Origin of the sequence: Streptomyces radiopugnans (genome assembly GCF_900110735.1) — a bacterium.
Lineage (GTDB): Bacteria > Actinomycetota > Actinomycetes > Streptomycetales > Streptomycetaceae > Streptomyces > Streptomyces radiopugnans.
This window is the reverse complement of sequence record NZ_FOET01000009.1, coordinates 105,277-120,759: the sequence shown is the minus strand read 5'-3', so window position 1 is coordinate 120,759 and position 15,483 is coordinate 105,277. Positions and strand designations below refer to the sequence as shown.

Genomic DNA, 15,483 nt, shown 5'->3' with positions numbered 1-15,483 from the left:
CGCTACGTGCGGTTCGTCAAGGCCCCACCCTCTTCCGAACCACAGGGAGCGTACGGCCGGGCAGCGTTGATCACCATACCCGCAGGCCCTCGCCAGGCGATACGGCCGTCGCGGAAACGACCGAAGGCGACCACCCGCACGGGTGATCGCCTTCGGAAGGACGGGAGTCAGCGGACTCCCGAAGTGACCTGGGTCACTCGGTTCACTTGACCTCGACGGAGGCGCCGGCGCCCTTGAGGGACTCGGCGGCCTTGTCGGCGGTCTCCTTGTTGACCTTCTCCAGGACCGGCTTCGGGGTGCCGTCGACCAGGTCCTTGGCCTCCTTCAGGCCGAGGGAGGTCAGCTCGCGCACGACCTTGATGACCTGGATCTTCTTGTCACCGGCGCCGGTGAGGATGACGTCGAACTCGTCCTTCTCCTCCGGAGCCTCGGCGGCCGGGCCACCCTGGGCGGGGCCGGCGGCGACGGCGACCGGGGCGGCGGCCTCGACGTCGAACTTCTCCTCGAAGGCCTTCACGAACTCGGAGAGCTCGATGAGGGTCATCTCGCTGAACTGCTCGAGCAGCTCTTCCTGGCTGAGCTTCGCCATGATGGCGGTCCTTCCACTAAGTCGGCTGGTGCCGGGTTGTTCATGTCGGCGGGCGTACAGGGGCCCGCTGCGACCGAGTGCGCCTGGGGTGGGTTACTCGGCCTCGGCGGGAGCCGGCGTACCGGCACCGCCCTGCTCCTGCTTGGCGCGAAGGGCGTCCGCGGTGCGGACGAACTTCGACAGCGGGGCCTGGAAGGTCGCCGCGGCCTTGGCCATGGACGCCTTCATGCCACCGGCCAGCTTGGCGAGCAGCACCTCACGGGACTCGAGGTCCGCGAGCTTCTTGATCTCGTCGGCGCTGAGCGCCTTGCCCTCGAGGACACCGCCCTTGATGACGAGCTGGGGGTTGTCCTTGGCGAAGTCACGCAGACTCTTCGCCGCCTCGACCGGGTCACCGGTCACGAAGGCGACGGCGGTGGAGCCGACGAAGAACTCGTCGAGCTCGGTGACCCCGGCCTCGTTGGCCGCGATCTTGGTAAGCGTGTTCTTCGCCACACGGTACTGAGCGTTCTCACCGAGAGAACGGCGCAGGTCCTTGAGCTGAGCGACGCTGAGACCGGTGTACGCGGTCACAACGGCGGCGTTGGAGTTCTGGAACTTCTCCCTGATCTCCTCGACAGCTGCGACCTTGTCGGGACTCGCCATGAGCCTCGGCCCTCCTTTCCGGGTGATGCGATCCTCGACCGTGCCTTTCGGCAGGTCATGACGCCGGACCGCCCACGTCGGGCGCACGAGGAAGGGGTTTTGCGCAAAACGAAACGCCCCGGCGCAGGCGCACGGGGCGTGACTCGACCGGCACGAACGCCGGGAGTCCTCCACTGTCACCTGCGCAGGTCGCCCGCTCCAAGCGGATCCTTCGGCCACCGGCCCCGGATCTGCGGGAGATCTGGGAGCACGGCAACGACCAGCGGTCTTTGGCTTCTGTCGAAGAGTACGCGAACGCCGTCACGGCAGGCAAATCCGAGGGGCCGGACCCCGCCGCCGCCCTTCCTCAGAGCCCCGCACGCGCCATCGAAGACCTCCGCCGGAACGGCCGTCCCACTCGCCGGAGGCGCCTCAACGGAGACGGGGGCGCCGCAGTCGCCGTCTCCTCGCCGGCCCGCTCGACGACGGGCGGGGCCGGGAGCAGGGCAGCCTGCCGGGCGGGGGCCCGGTGCGCGTCCGGCAGGCCGCCCGTCACCGGCTCCAGGGCCCCGCGCCGCCCGTGCAAAGGGCCGGGCCCCGCCTCCCTCTCGGAAGCGGGGCCCGGCCGCCGTGCTGGACCGCCCTCGGGGACGCGCGCCGGATCAGGCGGCGACATCCTCCTCGGCGAGGAGGTTCCGGGTGCGGTTGGGGTCGACGGGGACGCCGGGGCCCATCGTGGTGCTGATGACGGCCTTCTTGATGTACCGGCCCTTGGCCGCGGACGGCTTCAGCCGCAGGACCTCTTCCAGCGCCGCCGCGTAGTTCTCCACCAGCTGCTTCTCGTCGAACGAGACCTTGCCGATGATGAAGTGGAGGTTGGCGTGCTTGTCGACGCGGAACTCGATCTTGCCGCCCTTGATCTCGGTGACGGCCTTGGCGACGTCCGGGGTGACGGTGCCGGTCTTCGGGTTCGGCATCAGACCACGCGGACCGAGCACACGGCCGAGGCGGCCGACCTTGCCCATCAGGTCCGGGGTGGCGACGACGGCGTCGAAGTCCAGGCGGCCCTTGGCGACCTCGTCGATCAGTTCGTCGGAGCCGACGATGTCGGCTCCGGCGGCCTCCGCGGCCGCGGCACGCTCACCGGTCGCGAAGACCAGGACCCGGGCGGTCTTACCGGTGCCGTGCGGGAGGTTCACGGTGCCGCGCACCATCTGGTCGGCCTTGCGCGGGTCGACACCCAGGCGCATGGCGATCTCGACGGTCGCGTCGAACTTGGTCGGGGAGGTCTCCTTGGCGAGACGGACGGCCTCCAGCGGGGCGTAGAGCCGCGTCCGGTCGACCTTGGCGTCCGCGTTGCGGAGAGCCTTGCTGCGCTTCACTTCTGCTCCAGTTTTCTGGTGTACGGAGTCGTGGTCCAGGGGGCCAGCGCCTGACCCTGCCACTTCCATCTGTCTGTGCCCGGCCACCTGTCCGGCCCGCCCGCCCCGAGGGGGAGCGACGGAACCGGGCGTGCCCGGCGGGTACCGCGAGCGGAGCCGCTCAGCCCTCGACGGTGACGCCCATCGACCGGGCGGTGCCGGCGATGATCTTCTCGGCGGCGTCCAGGTCGTTGGCGTTGAGGTCGGGCATCTTGGTGGTGGCGATCTCACGCACCTGCTCGCGCGTGATCTTGGCGACCTTCTTGGTGTGGGGCTCGCCGGAGCCCTTCTCCACGCCCGCGGCCTTGAGGATCATCTTCGCGGCCGGCGGGGTCTTGGTGATGAAGGTGAAGGAGCGGTCCTCGTAGACCGTGATCTCCACCGGGATGACCCAGCCGCGCTGCGACTCGGTCGCGGCGTTGTAGGCCTTGCAGAACTCCATGATGTTCACGCCGTGCTGACCCAGCGCGGGGCCGACCGGCGGGGCCGGGTTCGCGGCGCCGGCCTGGATCTGGAGCTTGATCAGCCCCGTGACCTTCTTCTTCTTGGGAGGCATGTTCTCTCCGGGTCCTGGTGAGAGGTGTCGAATCCTCCGGCGGGCTGATCCACCCGTACGGAGGCATACCGCACCACGATAGCCCGTATCACGGTGCGGTCGGAAACCGGCCAGGCCGGGCGGCCCCGGAGGGCTGCCCGACCTGGCCGGAAATCGGTGACCGGAAGAACCGCGTCAGTTCTTCTGGATCTGGTCGAAGCTCAGCTCGACCGGGGTCTCGCGGCCGAAGATCTCGACGAGGCCCTTGACCTTCTTCGAGTCCGGGTTGATCTCGTTGATCGTCGCCTGGAGGGTCGCGAACGGGCCGTCGGTGACGGTGACCGAGTCCCCGACCTCGAAGTCCAGCACCTGGACCTCGACCTTGCGGCTCGGCGCCGGCAGACCGGCCTCGGCGGCGGCCTCCGCGGCGGCGCGCTCCTCCGCCTCGGGGGCGAGCATCTTGACGACCTCGTCCAGGGTCAGCGGGTACGGGTCGTAGGCGTTGCCCACGAAGCCGGTGACGCCCGGGGTGTTGCGCACGACGCCCCAGGACTCGTTCGTCAGGTCCATGCGCACCAGCACGTAGCCGGGGAGCTTGTTCTGACGGACGTTCTTGCGCTCGCCGTTCTTGATCTGGACGATCTCTTCCTCGGGGACCTCGGCCTGGTAGATGAAGTCCTCGACGTTCAGCGAGACGGCGCGCTGCTCCAGGTTGGCCTTCACGCGCTTCTCGTAGCCCGCGTAGGTGTGGATGACGTACCACTCGCCGGGCAGATGACGCAGTTCCTCGCGGAGGGCGGCGACCGGGTCGACCGGCTCCTCCGCCTCCTGTGCCGCCTCGGTCTCGGCCTCGTCGGCGGACTCGGCGGGGGCGGCCGCAGCCTCGGCCGACTCGTCCTCCCCGGCGGCGTCGGCAGCTTCGGCCTGGTCGACGCCGTCCGCCGCCTCGTCCGCCGTCTCGACGGCGTCGGGCGCGGTGTCGTCACCCTCGACGGGGTCGACGGCGTCGTTCAGGTTCGGGTCAGACACGGTGGCTGCTTCTTCCTGGCTTCAAGGGGTCGAACATGCGGAAAAGTGCCCCGGAGGGGCACTCCGCGGGCGGATCAGCCGAAGACGTACTTGACGACCTCGGTGAACCCCCAGTCAATCACGGTCACCAGGCCGATGACGACGAGGACGAAGATGATCACCACGGTCGTGTAGGTGGAGAGCTGCTTCTTGGTGGGCCAGACGACCTTGCGCAGCTCGGCGACGATCTGCCGGTAGAACAGGGCGAGACGGCCCAGCGGGCCCTTCTTCGCGCGCTTGCCACCGCGCCGGGGCTTGTTGTCGTCCTGCGACCGCCCGGGCTCGGGGACCTCGATGGAGTCCGTGATCTCCGCCACTCGTCCTCACCTGATCCGGGTCCTGGCCGCGTGCCGTGCCGCGTCCGGCCCGGCCGTACGGCGGTGCGTCCAGTTACGTACACGTGCACGCATCCCTGGTCCAGATGCGTGAAGCAGGGCCGGAGGGACTTGAACCCCCAACCGCCGGTTTTGGAGACCGGTGCTCTACCAATTGAGCTACGACCCTTTGCCGTTCCCAACCTACCGCATCCGATCGGTGCCGCGGAGTGCGCGGCCCGCCGGTGATCGGCCGGGACCAACGACGGTGAGTGTACGTGCTTCCCGCGCCGCCGTCGAACACGTAACCCGTATCGCCCCCGAACCTCCGGTTCCTCCCGCCCGTCCGCCGGCGTCCTCCGCCGCCCGCTCCCCCTCCGGGCCCCTCCGGCCCGCGTGCCCCGGCGACCCCCCGTCTGCGACGATGCCCCCATGACCGCTGCAACCCCTTCCAACCAGTCACCCACCGAGCGCCGGGTCTCGGCCCGCGTCGGCTCGATCTCCGAGTCCGCCACGCTCGCCGTCGACGCCAAGGCCAAGGCCCTCAAGGCCGCCGGGCGGCCGGTGATCGGCTTCGGCGCGGGCGAGCCCGACTTCCCGACACCCGACTACATCGTCGAAGCCGCCGTGGAGGCCTGCCGGAACCCGCGCTTCCACCGCTACACCCCGGCCGGCGGGCTCCCCGAGCTGAAGGAGGCCATCGCGGCGAAGACGCTGCGCGACTCCGGATACTCGGTCGAGGCGTCCCAGGTGCTGGTCACCAACGGCGGCAAGCAGGCCATCTACGAGGCCTTCGCCGCCATCCTCGACCCGGGCGACGAGGTCATCGTCCCCGCGCCGTACTGGACCACCTACCCCGAGTCGATCCGGCTGGCCGGCGGCGTCCCCGTGGACGTGGTCGCCGACGAGACCACCGGCTACCGGGTCTCGGTGGAGCAGCTGGAGGCGGCCCGCACCGAGCGCACCAAGGTGCTGGTGTTCGTCTCCCCCTCCAACCCGACCGGCGCCGTCTACTCCCGCGCCCAGGTCGAGGAGATCGGCCGCTGGGCCGCCGAGCACGGTCTGTGGGTGCTCACCGACGAGATCTACGAGCACCTGGTCTACGGCGACGCCGAGTTCTCCTCGCTGCCGGTGGTCGTGCCCGAGCTGGCCGACCGGTGCGTGGTCGTCAACGGCGTGGCCAAGACGTACGCCATGACCGGCTGGCGGGTGGGGTGGATCATCGGCCCGAAGGACGTGGTGAAGGCCGCCACCAACCTCCAGTCGCACGCCACCTCCAACGTCTCCAACGTCGCCCAGGCCGCGGCGCTGGCCGCCGTCTCCGGCGACCTGGAGGCCGTGGCGCGCATGCGCGAGGCGTTCGACCGCCGCCGCAGGACGATCGTGCGGATGCTGAACGAGATCGACGGCGTCACCTGCCCCGAGCCGGAGGGCGCCTTCTACGCCTACCCGTCGGTCAAGGGCGTGCTGGGCCGGGAGATCCGCGGCCGGCGTCCGCAGTCGAGCGTGGAGCTGGCCGAGCTGATCCTGGAGGAGGCCGAGGTCGCGGTCGTCCCCGGTGAGGCGTTCGGCACCCCGGGCTACCTGAGGCTGTCCTACGCGCTGGGCGACGAGGACCTGGTCGAGGGCGTCTCGCGGATCCAGAAGCTGCTGGCCGAGGCCAAGGCCTGATCCGGCCCGGCCCGGCCTGATCCGGCCCGGTCCCTTGCGGAGCCCCGGAACCCACACGGGCGGGCCCGCGGAGCACGGCTTCCGCGGGCCCGCTCGCGTGTTCCGGCCCGCCCCCGATCGTGACCGGCGACTTCCGGGCGTGTCACGGGTGCGGCAAAATCTTCGGATGGAAAGCGCTCGTGACGTCCGCAAGCTCCCGAAGGCCCATCTCCATCTGCACTTCACCGGGTCCATGCGCCCGGGCACACTCCTGGAGCTCGCCGACAGACACGGCGTCCACCTCCCGGACGCGCTGAGCAGCGGCCGTCCCCCGAAGCTGCGGGCCACCGACGAGCGCGGCTGGTTCCGCTTCCAGCGGCTGTACGACGCCGCGCGCTCCTGCCTGCGCACGCCCGACGACATCCGCCGGCTGGTCCGCGAGGCCGCCGAGGAGGACGTGCGGGACGGGTCGCGCTGGCTGGAGATCCAGGTCGACCCGACCTCGTACGCGCCGCGCCTGGGCGGGCTGATCCCGACGATGGAGATCATCCTGGACGCGGTGGAGAGCGCGTCCAGGGAGACCGGGCTCGGCATGCGCGTGCTGGTCGCCGCGAACCGCGTGAAGCACCCGCTGGACGCCCGCACCCTGGCCCGGCTGGCCGTGCGCTACGCCGACCGCGGCGTGGTCGGCTTCGGCCTGTCCAACGACGAACGGCGCGGCTTCGCCAGGGACTTCGACCGGGCCTTCGCCATCGCGCGCCGGGGCGGCCTGCTGGCGGCCCCGCACGGCGGCGAGTTGTCGGGGCCGGGGTCCGTGGCCGACTGCCTGGACGATCTGCGCGCGGGCCGCATCGGGCACGGGGTGCGTGCCACCGAGGACCCGCGGCTGCTGGCGCGGCTGGCCGCGCAGGGCGTCACCTGCGAGGTCTGCCCGGCGTCCAACGTGGCGCTGGGGGTGTACGACCGGCACGAGGACGTACCGCTGCGGGCCATGTTCGAGGCGGGGGTGCCGCTGGCGCTGGGCGCCGACGACCCGCTGCTGTTCGGCTCCCGGCTGGCCGCGCAGTACGAGATCGCGCGGCGGTACCACGGCTTCACGGACGACGAACTGGCGGAGCTGGCCCGCCAGTCGGTGCGCGGCTCGCGCGCGCCGGAGGACGTCAGGAAGGCGATCCTGGCGGACATCGACGCCTGGCTGGTGGAGGAGCCGGAGCAGGCCCCGCCCTCGCACCCGTCCCCGTCCGCGCACACGTCCCCGTCCGCGCACACGTCGCCGGGAGTCGCCTGAGAGCGCCTGGGGAGGGCCCTCAGAGCGAGCAGCCGACGGTCACCGGCTCGTTGACCAGCGTCACGCCGAAGGCCTCGCGCACGCCGTCGCGGACCTCCCGGGCCAGGGCGAGGAGGTCGGCGGTGGTGGCCGAGCCCCGGTTGGTCAGGGCGAGGGTGTGCTTGGTGGAGATCCGGGCCGGGCCGTCGCCGTAGCCCCTGGTGAAGCCGGCCCTGTCGATCAGCCAGGCGGCGGAGGTCTTCACCAGGCCGTCCCCGGCCGGATAGGCGGGCGGGGCGGCGTCCGGTCCCAGCCGTTCGGCGACGCGGGCGAGGAAGGCGGCGTGCTCGGCCTCGGTGAGGACGGGGTTGGTGAAGAAGGAGCCGGCCGACCAGGTGTCGTGGTCCTCCGGGTCGAGCACCATGCCCTTGCCCGCGCGCAGCTTCAGAACAGTCTCCCGGGCGCGCTCCACCGGCACCCGCTCGCCGGTCTCAACGCCCAGTGCCCGGGCGGTCTCGGCGTAGCGCAGGGGCGCCGAGAGGCCGCCGGCGTCCTCCAGTTCGAAGCGGACGCGCAGCACGACGAAGCGGGTGGGGTCGGCCTTGAAGCGGCTGTGGCGGTAGGAGAAGCCGCATTCGGCGGCGGGGACGGTGACGGTCCGGCCGGAGCGGCGGTCGTAGGCGACGACCTCGGTGATCGTGGAGGAGACCTCCTGGCCGTACGCGCCGACGTTCTGGATGGGGGTGGCGCCCGCCGATCCGGGAATGCCGGCCATGCACTCGACGCCCGCGAGCCCTGCCTCGACGGTGCGGGCGACGGCCTCGGACCAGTTCTCGCCCGCCGCCAGTTCCAGGCTGGTGCCCTCCAGGCGGAAACCGGTGGTGGCGATGCGCAGGGCGGTGCCGGCGAATCCCTCGTCGGCGATGACGAGGTTGCTGCCGCCGCCGACGACCAGCAGCGGGGTGCCGTCGGCGTCGGCGGCCCGTACCGCCTCGGTCACCTCCTCGTCGGTGGTGGCCGTGACCAGGCGGGTCGCGGGGCCGCCAAGGCGGAAGGTGGTCAGCGGGGCGAGGGGCGCGTCGTGGAGTTCCTGCACGCGCTCAAGAGTACGAGAGCGGCCGTACGCGCGGCCGTACGGCCGCTCCTCCCCGGCGTGTGCCCGCGGCGACGGCACGGCGGTGCTCAGGCGAGCCGGACCACCGCGCGGGACATGCCCAGCACCTTCTGCCCGGCACTGGTGACCGTGAGATCCACACGGACGGTGCGGGCCTCGTCGTCGAGCTTGGCGGCGACCTTGCCCGAGACCTCGATCACGGCGCCCTTGTCGTCGTCGGGGACGACGACGGGCCTGGTGAAGCGCACGCCGTACTCCACGAGCGCGCCGGGGTCGCCGGTCCAGTCGGTCACCACGCGGGCGGCCTCGGCCATGGTGAACATGCCGTGCGCGATGACGTCGGGGAGACCGACCTCACGTGCGAACCGCTCGTTCCAGTGAATCGGGTTGAAGTCGCCGGAGGCGCCCGCGTACCGCACGAGCGTGTCGCGGGTCACGGGGAAACTCCGCGCGGGCACCTCTGCGCCGACCTCTACGTCCGCGTACGCGATCCTCGCCGTCATCCGTCTCACTCCCCCTGCTTTCCGGCAGCGTCCCCGGCCGTGTCCTCGGCCGCGCGGGCCACCAGCTTGGTCCAGGCGGTCACCACGTGCTCGCCCGCCTCGTCGTGCACCTCACCGCGGATGTCCAGGACGTCGTTGCCCGCCAGGGACTTGACCGCCTCGATGGTGGAGGTCACCGTGAGCCGGTCGCCGGCGCGCACCGGCCGCGTGTAGGCGAACCTCTGGTCGCCGTGCACCACCCGGCTGTAGTCCAGCCCCAGCTTCGGGTCCGCGACGACCTGCCCGGCCGCCTTGAAGGTGATGGCGAAGACGAAGGTGGGCGGGGCGATCACGTCGGGATGGCCGAGCTCCCCGGCCGCCTCCGGGTCGGTGTACGCGGGGTGGGTGTCACCGATGGCCTCGGCGAACTCGCGGATCTTCTCCCGGCCGACCTCGTACGGCGCGGTGGGCGGATAGCTCCGCCCCACGAAGGACTGGTCGAGCGCCATGGCCCGGTACCTCCATACGGCTTGCTGGTGGTTGCTGATCGGACGGCTCGGACGGGCGCAAAGCCGTGAGGCCGCCCCCGCGAACGGGGACGGCCTCACGGCTTTGCGTGTCTGTGCGCGTGCGCGGCGGCCTGGCCGGTCGCGGCGTTTATCGCGTCTCGCGGTGCGCGGTGTGCGCGTTGCAGCGCGGGCAGTGCTTCTTCATCTCAAGACGGTCCGGGTTGTTGCGCCGGTTCTTCTTGGTGATGTAGTTCCGCTCCTTGCACTCCACGCAGGCCAGCGTGATCTTCGGGCGGACGTCGGTGGCAGCCACGTGAGTGCTCCTTGACGGCTGGGACGGGTTCAACGCAGAAAGAGTAGCCGATCGGAGGACCGACCCCGCAATCGGCTACTGGGTTTGGTAGCGGTGACCGGACTCGAACCGGTGACACAACGATTATGAGCCGTTTGCTCTACCGACTGAGCTACACCGCCGCGATGCGGGAACCCCCCGCCTCTCGACGGGGAGCATCACACATCAGAGCCCCAATACGGAATCGAACCGTAGACCTTCTCCTTACCATGGAGACGCTCTGCCGACTGAGCTATTGGGGCGAGCGATGAAGACATTACACGCTCCGGGCGCCGAACGTGAAATCCGTATCGGCCGCACCTCCGTACGGCGGTGCCGTCCGGGGGCTCCTGCCCTCCTTCCGGCGTAGCGGAGCGGCCACCGGTACGACTATTGGGCCCCCACGTGATGGCGGCACGCCCCGGGCCCGCCATGGTCCTAGGCTTCGGTGCACCCCAGCGATCATGAGCGAAACGCGGGAGCCCCATGCCCGACAGCCAGCCGCAGGAACCGGCGCAGCCCGATCGCGACGCACCCCCTCCCCCGGGTCCTCCCGGCGGCCCCTACGGCACCGCCCCGGGCGCCGCTCCGGAGGGCGCCCCGCCGCCGGCCTCGCTCGTACTGTGCGGCGCCCGGCTCGCCGACGGCCGCACCGTGGACGTGCGGATCGGCGGCGGGCGGATCGAGGCGGTCGGGACCGCCGGCAGCCTCTCCTCCCCCGCACCTCCGTGGGCCACCCGGATCGACCTCGACGGCTATCTGCTGCTGCCCGCGCCCGCCGAGCCCCACGCCCACTACGACACCGCGCTGACGGCGGACGGCGACGCGCACGGCGCCCCCGGCGTCTCCGGCGCGTCCCCGTACGGCCCCTGGGACCCGTACGACCCCGGGCGCGTCCAGCGGCGCGCCGCCGAGGCCGCGCTGCTCCAGCTCGGCCACGGCGCGACCGCGGTGCGCACCCACGTGCGCGTCGGCGACGTCGCCGGGCTGCGCGCCCTGCGGGCCGTGCTGCGGGCCCGGCGCGCCCTGCACGGGCTGACCGACCTCACCGCCGTCGCCGTACCCCGGCTGCTGACCGGCGCGGCGGGGGCGGACGGCCTGGCGATGCTGCGCGAGGCGGTGGGCATGGGGGCCACGGCGGTGGGCGGCTGCCCGGACCTCGACCCCGATCCGGCCGGTTACACGGAGGCCGTGCTGGAGGTGGCGGCGGAGCACGGCTGCGCGGTGGACCTGCACACCGACGGCTCCGACCCGGTCCGGCTGTCCCGCCTCGCCTCGGTGGCCGGCGGGCTGCGGCCCAGGGTGGCCGTCGGACCGTGCGACGGCCTGGCCCGGCTGCCGCGGGAGACCGCGGCCCGCGCCGCCGAGGCCCTCGCGGCGGCCGGGATCACGGTGGTCTGCCTGCCGCAGGGCGGCTGCGGCCTGCCGCCGCGGGCGGACTGCGGCCCCCGCACCGCGCCGGTGCGGCTGCTGCGGGCGGCGGGAGTGCGGGTCGCCGCGGGCAGCGGCGCCCTGCGCGACACGGCCAACCCGGTGGGCCGCGGCGACCCGCTGGAGGCCGCCTACCTGCTGGCCTCGCACGGCCAGGCCGGACCGGAGGAGGCCTACGAGGCGGTGAGCGCGCGGGCGCGGGAGGCCATGGGGCTGCCACGGGTGCGGATCGAGGCCGGCTTCCCGGCGGAGCTGCTGGCCGTGCGCGGCCGCACGCTGGCCGGAGCGCTCTCGCTGGCGTACAGCCGCCTGGTCGTCCACCGCGGCCGGGTGGTGGCCCGCACCAGCGCGGTGCGCGAGTACTGCGACGCCACGGACCCGGGCGGCCCCGCGGACACGGCGGCCCCGGAACCGGGCGGCCCCGCCGCCGAACTGGGACTCCCCCGCCAGTCGCAGCGCTGACGGCGGTGTACACAGCGGCGTACACGGCGGCGTACACGGCGGGGGGCGGGTCCGGCGGCGTACGGTCGGGGTATGCGCACAGTCATCGCTGGAGGACACGGTCAGATCGCACTGCGGCTGGAGCGCCTGCTCGCCGCGCGCGGTGAGGAGGTCGCAGGGCTCATCCGGCGGCCCGAACACGCGGACGACCTGCGCTCGGCGGGAGCCGAGCCGATCGTCTGCGACCTGGAGTCGTCGTCCGCGGAGGAGGTCGCCCGGCACCTGCGGGACGCCGACGCCGCGGTCTTCGCGGCGGGCGCGGGCCCGGGCAGCGGCACGGCCCGCAAGGAGACGGTGGACCGCGCGGCCGCGGTCCTCCTCGCGGACGCCGCCGAACTCGCCGGAGTACGCCGCTTCCTGGTCGTCTCCGCGATGGGCGCGGACGACGAGCCGCCCGCCGACATGGAACCCGTCTTCGCCGCATACCTGCGCGCCAAGGGCGCCGCGGACGACGACATCCGCCGGCGCGTCAACCTGGACTGGACGATCCTGCGCCCCGGCCGCCTCACCAACCACCCCGGCACCGGGCGGGTGCGGCTGGAGCCGCGCACGGGCCGCGGCGAGATCTCCCGCGACGACGTGGCCGCCGTCCTCCTCGCCCTCCTGGACGATCCGCGCGCGGCGCGGGTGACGCTGGAGCTGGTCTCCGGGGATGTCCCGATCGACCAGGCGGTCGCGGAGCTGGGCTCGGAGGCGACGGAGGTGCCGGACTAGCCGCCGCGCCGGACGGAACGGCGAACGGCCCCCGACCAGTGGGCTGGTCGGGGGCCGTCTCCCTCGTGTGGCGGCGCTAGGATTCGAACCTGGGAAGGCTGAGCCGGCAGATTTACAGCCTCCCTTTGGTTGGCCGGACATAGCCACCTTGATCAGCGAAGGCACGAGCAGCAACAAGTCGTAGTGGGCCAGTCGTCCACACCTCGTCCATACGACAGCTCCGCCACCGCGCCTAGGCGGTTTCGTTTGGATCATCGGGTGGCCCAGAGGAAGGCGTCTGGCTGCGGCGTCCTGCCAGGTAGACGGTCGTGGTCTTCTCGTAGCGGGTGGCGGTGCCGCGCCACTGCTTATGACGGTTGATGCGCCAGCTTCGGGCGCGCGGCCGAGTTGCTGAGCGGGAGCGGGTGGCGAGCGAGCGGACCGTGGCCGCCGTGCGGGAGCCGTTGCGGGCCTGCTCAGCGGGACTTCAGCTCGGGCCGAAGCGTTCTGCCGGTCGGCCGGACTGCCAAGGGAGCGCGATCAGCTCGGTGCGGGGAGTGGCAGGACGAGGCGGAAAGTGACACCGCGGCCTTGGCCCGGGTCGAGTTCGAGTCGGCCTCCGTGGCCTTCGGCGATGGCCGTGGCGATGGCCAGGCCCAGTCCGGAGCCGCCTCGCGCCCGGGTGCGCGCGGGGTCCGCCCGGTAGAAGCGCTCGAACACGCGCTCCGCGTCGGCGGCCGTCAGCCCCGGGCCGTCGTCCTCGACCTCGATGACGGCGACCCGGGTTCCGGCTGGGAAGGGCGGCGCCATGCTGACGCGTCCCGGCGCGTTGGTGCCACCGGTACGGGCGCCGGCCCGGCCCGCCCCCACGCGGACGTGGATGCGGGTGCCGGGTGGGGTGTGGGTGTGGGCGTTCGACACCAGGTTCTCGACGATCTGCCGGAGGCGGTGGGGGTCTCCCACGACTTCCACCACATCCAGTTCCCCTTCCCCTTCCCCGGCGTCGGCGGGGCGGTCGGGCAGGGGGGACAGGCTCACGGGGTGGCCTGGCCGCTGCAGGGCTGCCGAGCTCACCGCGTCTGCCGCCAGGGACAGCAGGTCCACGTTTTCCTGCTGGTAGTCGGGGTGCCGGTCCAGTCTGGCGAGCAGTTGGAGGTCGTCGACGAGCAGGCTCATCCGCTCGGCGTTCTGCGCGATGTGCCGGTCGGCTTCCTGCCGCTCCCTCGCGGTGCGGCGGTCGGAGCGCAGCGCGAGCTGGGCGAACCCCTGGATGGCGGTCAGCGGGGTACGCAGTTCGTGCCCGGCGTCGGCGACGAACCGGCGCAGCCGCCCCTCCGACGCCTCACGCTCTTGCAGGGCCTGCTGCAGTCGGTCGAGCATGGTGTTCAGTACGGCGCCGAGCCGTCCGATCTCGGTCCGCGGATCGGTGTCCGGCAGCCGCAGGTCGAGCTGCCCGGCCGTGATGGCCTCGGCGGCGCGCTCCATCCGGGTCAGCGGCAGCAGACTCAGCCGGACCACCTCACGGCCCAGCACCCACAGGGCTACCACGGTGATGATGAGCAGCAGGCCGTTCAGCCAGAGGATCTTCGACGTCGCCCCGTCCACGGTGTCGAGCGGCAGCGCGACGACGACGGTCAGATCGCGTGGTCCGGCCCGGCGCAGGACGCGCCAGTTCCCGTCCCCGGCGTCGGCCGCCACCGAGGCCGGGCTGCCTTCCGTCGGCAGGAGACGGTCGATGCTGTCGGGGAGCCGGGGGCCCGGCCTGTCGTCCGAGCCGAGTGCCTGGGGCAGGCGGTTGCCGCGGGCGTCGTAGAAGTAGACGCGGAAGTCCGACGGCAGCGCCCCGGGTTCCGGCTTGCCGGGACGGCGCATGTCGAGGAAGGCGGAGGCAGGCATGGGCCGGAAGTCGGCGAGCCGCTGGTCGACCCCGTCGAGGAGCCAGGACCGCAGGACGACGAAGCCGATCAGCTCGGCGGCCAGCACGGCCAGGGTGGCCAGCACGGTGACCCCGAGGACGAGACGCCGGCGCAGTGAGCGGGGCGCGCGGAGGCCGGTCAACGGTCCGCTGCCCCGTGGCTGGCGCGCGGCAGCCGCAGGCTGTAGCCCACGCCCCGGACGGTGTGGATGAGCGGCGGGTCGAAGCAGTCGATCTTCTTCCGCAGGTACTTGATGTAGGTCTCGACCACGCGGGTGTCGCCCGCGAAGTCGTACTGCCACACGTGGTCGAGGATCTGTGCTTTGCTCAGTACCCGGCCGGCGTTGTCCAGGAGGTACGACAGCAGCTTGAACTCGGTCGGGGAGAGCTGTACGTACTGCCCGGCCCGGTGCACCTCGTGTGCCGTCTCGTCGAGCTCGAGGTCGGCGTAGCGCACGACGGTGTCCGGCAGCAGGGCGTCGGGACCGAGTGTCCGCCGCAGGATGGCCTGGATGCGGAGCAGCACTTCCTCGATGTTGAAGGGCTTGGTGACGTAGTCGTCGGCGCCGATGCTCAGCCCTTTGATGCGGTCGTCCACACCGGTGCGGGCGGTGAGGAGCAGAACGGGCACAAGGTTGCCGGCCGCGCGCAGCCGGCGGGTCACCTCGTAGCCGTCGAGGTCGGGCAGCATGATGTCCAGCAGGATCAGGTCGGGCTGCTGGCGCGCGGCCTCGGCCAGCGCGGAGACTCCCGTGTCGGTGCTCCTCACCCGGTAACCGGTGAGACTCAGCGTCGACTCGAGCAGTGTGCGGATGCTGGGCTCGTCCTCGACGACGAGAAGCCGGTGCTGCCGCTTCTCTTCGGTCCGCTCGGTCATGTCGGCACTACGATCCGTTCTCTCACCGGGCCCCGGCACTCGCCGTCCCGTCCTGGAGGCGTCCCCGCACCGGGTCTGGTGCGCCGTCGGCGTGTGAGACGCGCCGGGCCCGGTGCGGGGCAAAGCGGGGTCGGCCAGAGGTGTCGTGGCACTTCGCGTGAG

Annotated in this window: 16 protein-coding genes and 3 tRNA genes; 4 read left to right on the top strand and 15 right to left on the bottom strand. The window is 72.1% G+C overall.

The window, feature by feature from the left end:
- Nucleotides 1–202: 202 nt before the first annotated feature.
- The 7 genes from rplL to BMY40_RS17305 all read right to left on the bottom strand — a co-directional run bounded on the left by rplL (nucleotide 203) and on the right by BMY40_RS17305 (nucleotide 4,741).
- Entirely contained in the window at nucleotides 203–589 is a 387-nt protein-coding gene (rplL, locus tag BMY40_RS17335; protein WP_093660558.1) for a 50S ribosomal protein L7/L12, read from the bottom strand.
- 93 nt (nucleotides 590–682) lie between these two features.
- Entirely contained in the window at nucleotides 683–1,234 is a 552-nt protein-coding gene (gene rplJ / locus BMY40_RS17330; RefSeq protein ID WP_093660556.1) for a 50S ribosomal protein L10, read from the bottom strand.
- 641 nt (nucleotides 1,235–1,875) lie between these two features.
- The gene (gene rplA / locus BMY40_RS17325; protein ID WP_093660554.1) at nucleotides 1,876–2,595 is read right to left on the bottom strand and encodes a 50S ribosomal protein L1; all 720 of its coding nucleotides are present in this window, start codon (nucleotides 2,593–2,595) and stop codon (nucleotides 1,876–1,878) included.
- A gap of 160 nt (nucleotides 2,596–2,755) precedes the next feature.
- A complete protein-coding gene (gene rplK / locus BMY40_RS17320; RefSeq protein ID WP_093660552.1) occupies nucleotides 2,756–3,190 on the bottom strand; it encodes a 50S ribosomal protein L11 in 435 nt (144 codons plus the stop codon).
- Between the two features lie 174 nt (nucleotides 3,191–3,364).
- Nucleotides 3,365–4,198, bottom strand: a complete 834-nt coding sequence (gene nusG / locus BMY40_RS17315; protein ID WP_093660550.1) for a transcription termination/antitermination protein NusG — start codon at nucleotides 4,196–4,198, stop codon at nucleotides 3,365–3,367.
- Nucleotides 4,199–4,272: 74 nt separating this feature from the next.
- Nucleotides 4,273–4,554 (bottom strand): preprotein translocase subunit SecE, encoded by a 282-nt coding sequence (gene secE, locus BMY40_RS17310; protein WP_093660548.1) that lies wholly within the window; start codon nucleotides 4,552–4,554, stop codon nucleotides 4,273–4,275.
- A gap of 114 nt (nucleotides 4,555–4,668) precedes the next feature.
- Nucleotides 4,669–4,741, bottom strand: a tRNA-Trp gene (locus BMY40_RS17305).
- 242 nt (nucleotides 4,742–4,983) lie between these two features.
- Between BMY40_RS17305 and BMY40_RS17300 the strand changes: the two genes are divergently transcribed.
- Together BMY40_RS17300 and BMY40_RS17295 are read left to right on the top strand one after the other, a co-directional pair.
- Complete coding sequence (locus BMY40_RS17300; protein WP_093660546.1) at nucleotides 4,984–6,222, top strand: pyridoxal phosphate-dependent aminotransferase; 1,239 nt, start codon at nucleotides 4,984–4,986, stop codon at nucleotides 6,220–6,222.
- Between the two features lie 166 nt (nucleotides 6,223–6,388).
- The gene (locus BMY40_RS17295) at nucleotides 6,389–7,489 is read left to right on the top strand and encodes an adenosine deaminase (protein WP_093660544.1); all 1,101 of its coding nucleotides are present in this window, start codon (nucleotides 6,389–6,391) and stop codon (nucleotides 7,487–7,489) included.
- A 19-nt stretch (nucleotides 7,490–7,508) separates the two neighbouring features.
- Here BMY40_RS17295 and BMY40_RS17290 read toward each other — a convergent pair whose 3' ends face one another.
- From BMY40_RS17290 to BMY40_RS17265, 6 genes are all read right to left on the bottom strand, one after another.
- Nucleotides 7,509–8,642, bottom strand: a complete 1,134-nt coding sequence (locus BMY40_RS17290; protein ID WP_281250788.1) for a UDP-N-acetylmuramate dehydrogenase — start codon at nucleotides 8,640–8,642, stop codon at nucleotides 7,509–7,511.
- An 8-nt stretch (nucleotides 8,643–8,650) separates the two neighbouring features.
- A complete protein-coding gene (locus tag BMY40_RS17285; RefSeq protein WP_093660540.1) occupies nucleotides 8,651–9,085 on the bottom strand; it encodes a MaoC family dehydratase in 435 nt (144 codons plus the stop codon).
- 5 nt (nucleotides 9,086–9,090) lie between these two features.
- Nucleotides 9,091–9,573, bottom strand: coding sequence for a MaoC family dehydratase N-terminal domain-containing protein (locus BMY40_RS17280; RefSeq protein ID WP_093660538.1), 483 nt, complete (start codon nucleotides 9,571–9,573; stop codon nucleotides 9,091–9,093).
- Between the two features lie 148 nt (nucleotides 9,574–9,721).
- The gene (gene rpmG, locus BMY40_RS17275; RefSeq protein WP_003948671.1) at nucleotides 9,722–9,886 is read right to left on the bottom strand and encodes a 50S ribosomal protein L33; all 165 of its coding nucleotides are present in this window, start codon (nucleotides 9,884–9,886) and stop codon (nucleotides 9,722–9,724) included.
- Nucleotides 9,887–9,971: 85 nt separating this feature from the next.
- A tRNA-Met gene (locus BMY40_RS17270) sits at nucleotides 9,972–10,047 on the bottom strand.
- 47 nt (nucleotides 10,048–10,094) lie between these two features.
- Nucleotides 10,095–10,167, bottom strand: a tRNA-Thr gene (locus tag BMY40_RS17265).
- A 223-nt stretch (nucleotides 10,168–10,390) separates the two neighbouring features.
- Between BMY40_RS17265 and BMY40_RS17260 the strand changes: the two genes are divergently transcribed.
- Nucleotides 10,391–11,797: an amidohydrolase family protein gene (locus BMY40_RS17260; protein WP_245770149.1), complete on the top strand. Its 1,407-nt coding sequence runs from the start codon at nucleotides 10,391–10,393 to the stop codon at nucleotides 11,795–11,797.
- 72 nt (nucleotides 11,798–11,869) lie between these two features.
- The gene (locus tag BMY40_RS17255; RefSeq protein ID WP_093660536.1) at nucleotides 11,870–12,550 is read left to right on the top strand and encodes an NAD(P)H-binding protein; all 681 of its coding nucleotides are present in this window, start codon (nucleotides 11,870–11,872) and stop codon (nucleotides 12,548–12,550) included.
- 519 nt (nucleotides 12,551–13,069) lie between these two features.
- On the opposite strand, the gene BMY40_RS17250 is transcribed toward BMY40_RS17255, so the two are convergent.
- Both BMY40_RS17250 and BMY40_RS17245 read right to left on the bottom strand, forming a co-directional pair.
- Complete coding sequence (locus tag BMY40_RS17250; protein WP_218158306.1) at nucleotides 13,070–14,587, bottom strand: sensor histidine kinase; 1,518 nt, start codon at nucleotides 14,585–14,587, stop codon at nucleotides 13,070–13,072.
- The gene (locus tag BMY40_RS17245) at nucleotides 14,584–15,321 is read right to left on the bottom strand and encodes a response regulator transcription factor (RefSeq protein WP_093660534.1); all 738 of its coding nucleotides are present in this window, start codon (nucleotides 15,319–15,321) and stop codon (nucleotides 14,584–14,586) included. Before BMY40_RS17245 ends, BMY40_RS17250 begins: the two co-directional genes overlap by 4 nt.
- Nucleotides 15,322–15,483: the final 162 nt, after the last annotated feature.

What these genes read in the sequence shown, in the direction of transcription:
- BMY40_RS17295 (WP_093660544.1), top strand. Translation starts at nt 6,389, where the DNA reads ATGGAAAGCGCTCGTGACGTCCGCAAGCTCCCGAAGGCCCATCTCCAT.
- rplL (WP_093660558.1), bottom strand. Translation starts at nt 589, where the DNA reads ATGGCGAAGCTCAGCCAGGAAGAGCTGCTCGAGCAGTTCAGCGAGATG.
- rplK (WP_093660552.1), bottom strand. Translation starts at nt 3,190, where the DNA reads ATGCCTCCCAAGAAGAAGAAGGTCACGGGGCTGATCAAGCTCCAGATC.
- BMY40_RS17245 (WP_093660534.1), bottom strand. Translation starts at nt 15,321, where the DNA reads ATGACCGAGCGGACCGAAGAGAAGCGGCAGCACCGGCTTCTCGTCGTC.
- BMY40_RS17285 (WP_093660540.1), bottom strand. Translation starts at nt 9,085, where the DNA reads ATGACGGCGAGGATCGCGTACGCGGACGTAGAGGTCGGCGCAGAGGTG.
- rplJ (WP_093660556.1), bottom strand. Translation starts at nt 1,234, where the DNA reads ATGGCGAGTCCCGACAAGGTCGCAGCTGTCGAGGAGATCAGGGAGAAG.
- BMY40_RS17260 (WP_245770149.1), top strand. Translation starts at nt 10,391, where the DNA reads ATGCCCGACAGCCAGCCGCAGGAACCGGCGCAGCCCGATCGCGACGCA.
- BMY40_RS17280 (WP_093660538.1), bottom strand. Translation starts at nt 9,573, where the DNA reads ATGGCGCTCGACCAGTCCTTCGTGGGGCGGAGCTATCCGCCCACCGCG.
- BMY40_RS17255 (WP_093660536.1), top strand. Translation starts at nt 11,870, where the DNA reads ATGCGCACAGTCATCGCTGGAGGACACGGTCAGATCGCACTGCGGCTG.
- BMY40_RS17300 (WP_093660546.1), top strand. Translation starts at nt 4,984, where the DNA reads ATGACCGCTGCAACCCCTTCCAACCAGTCACCCACCGAGCGCCGGGTC.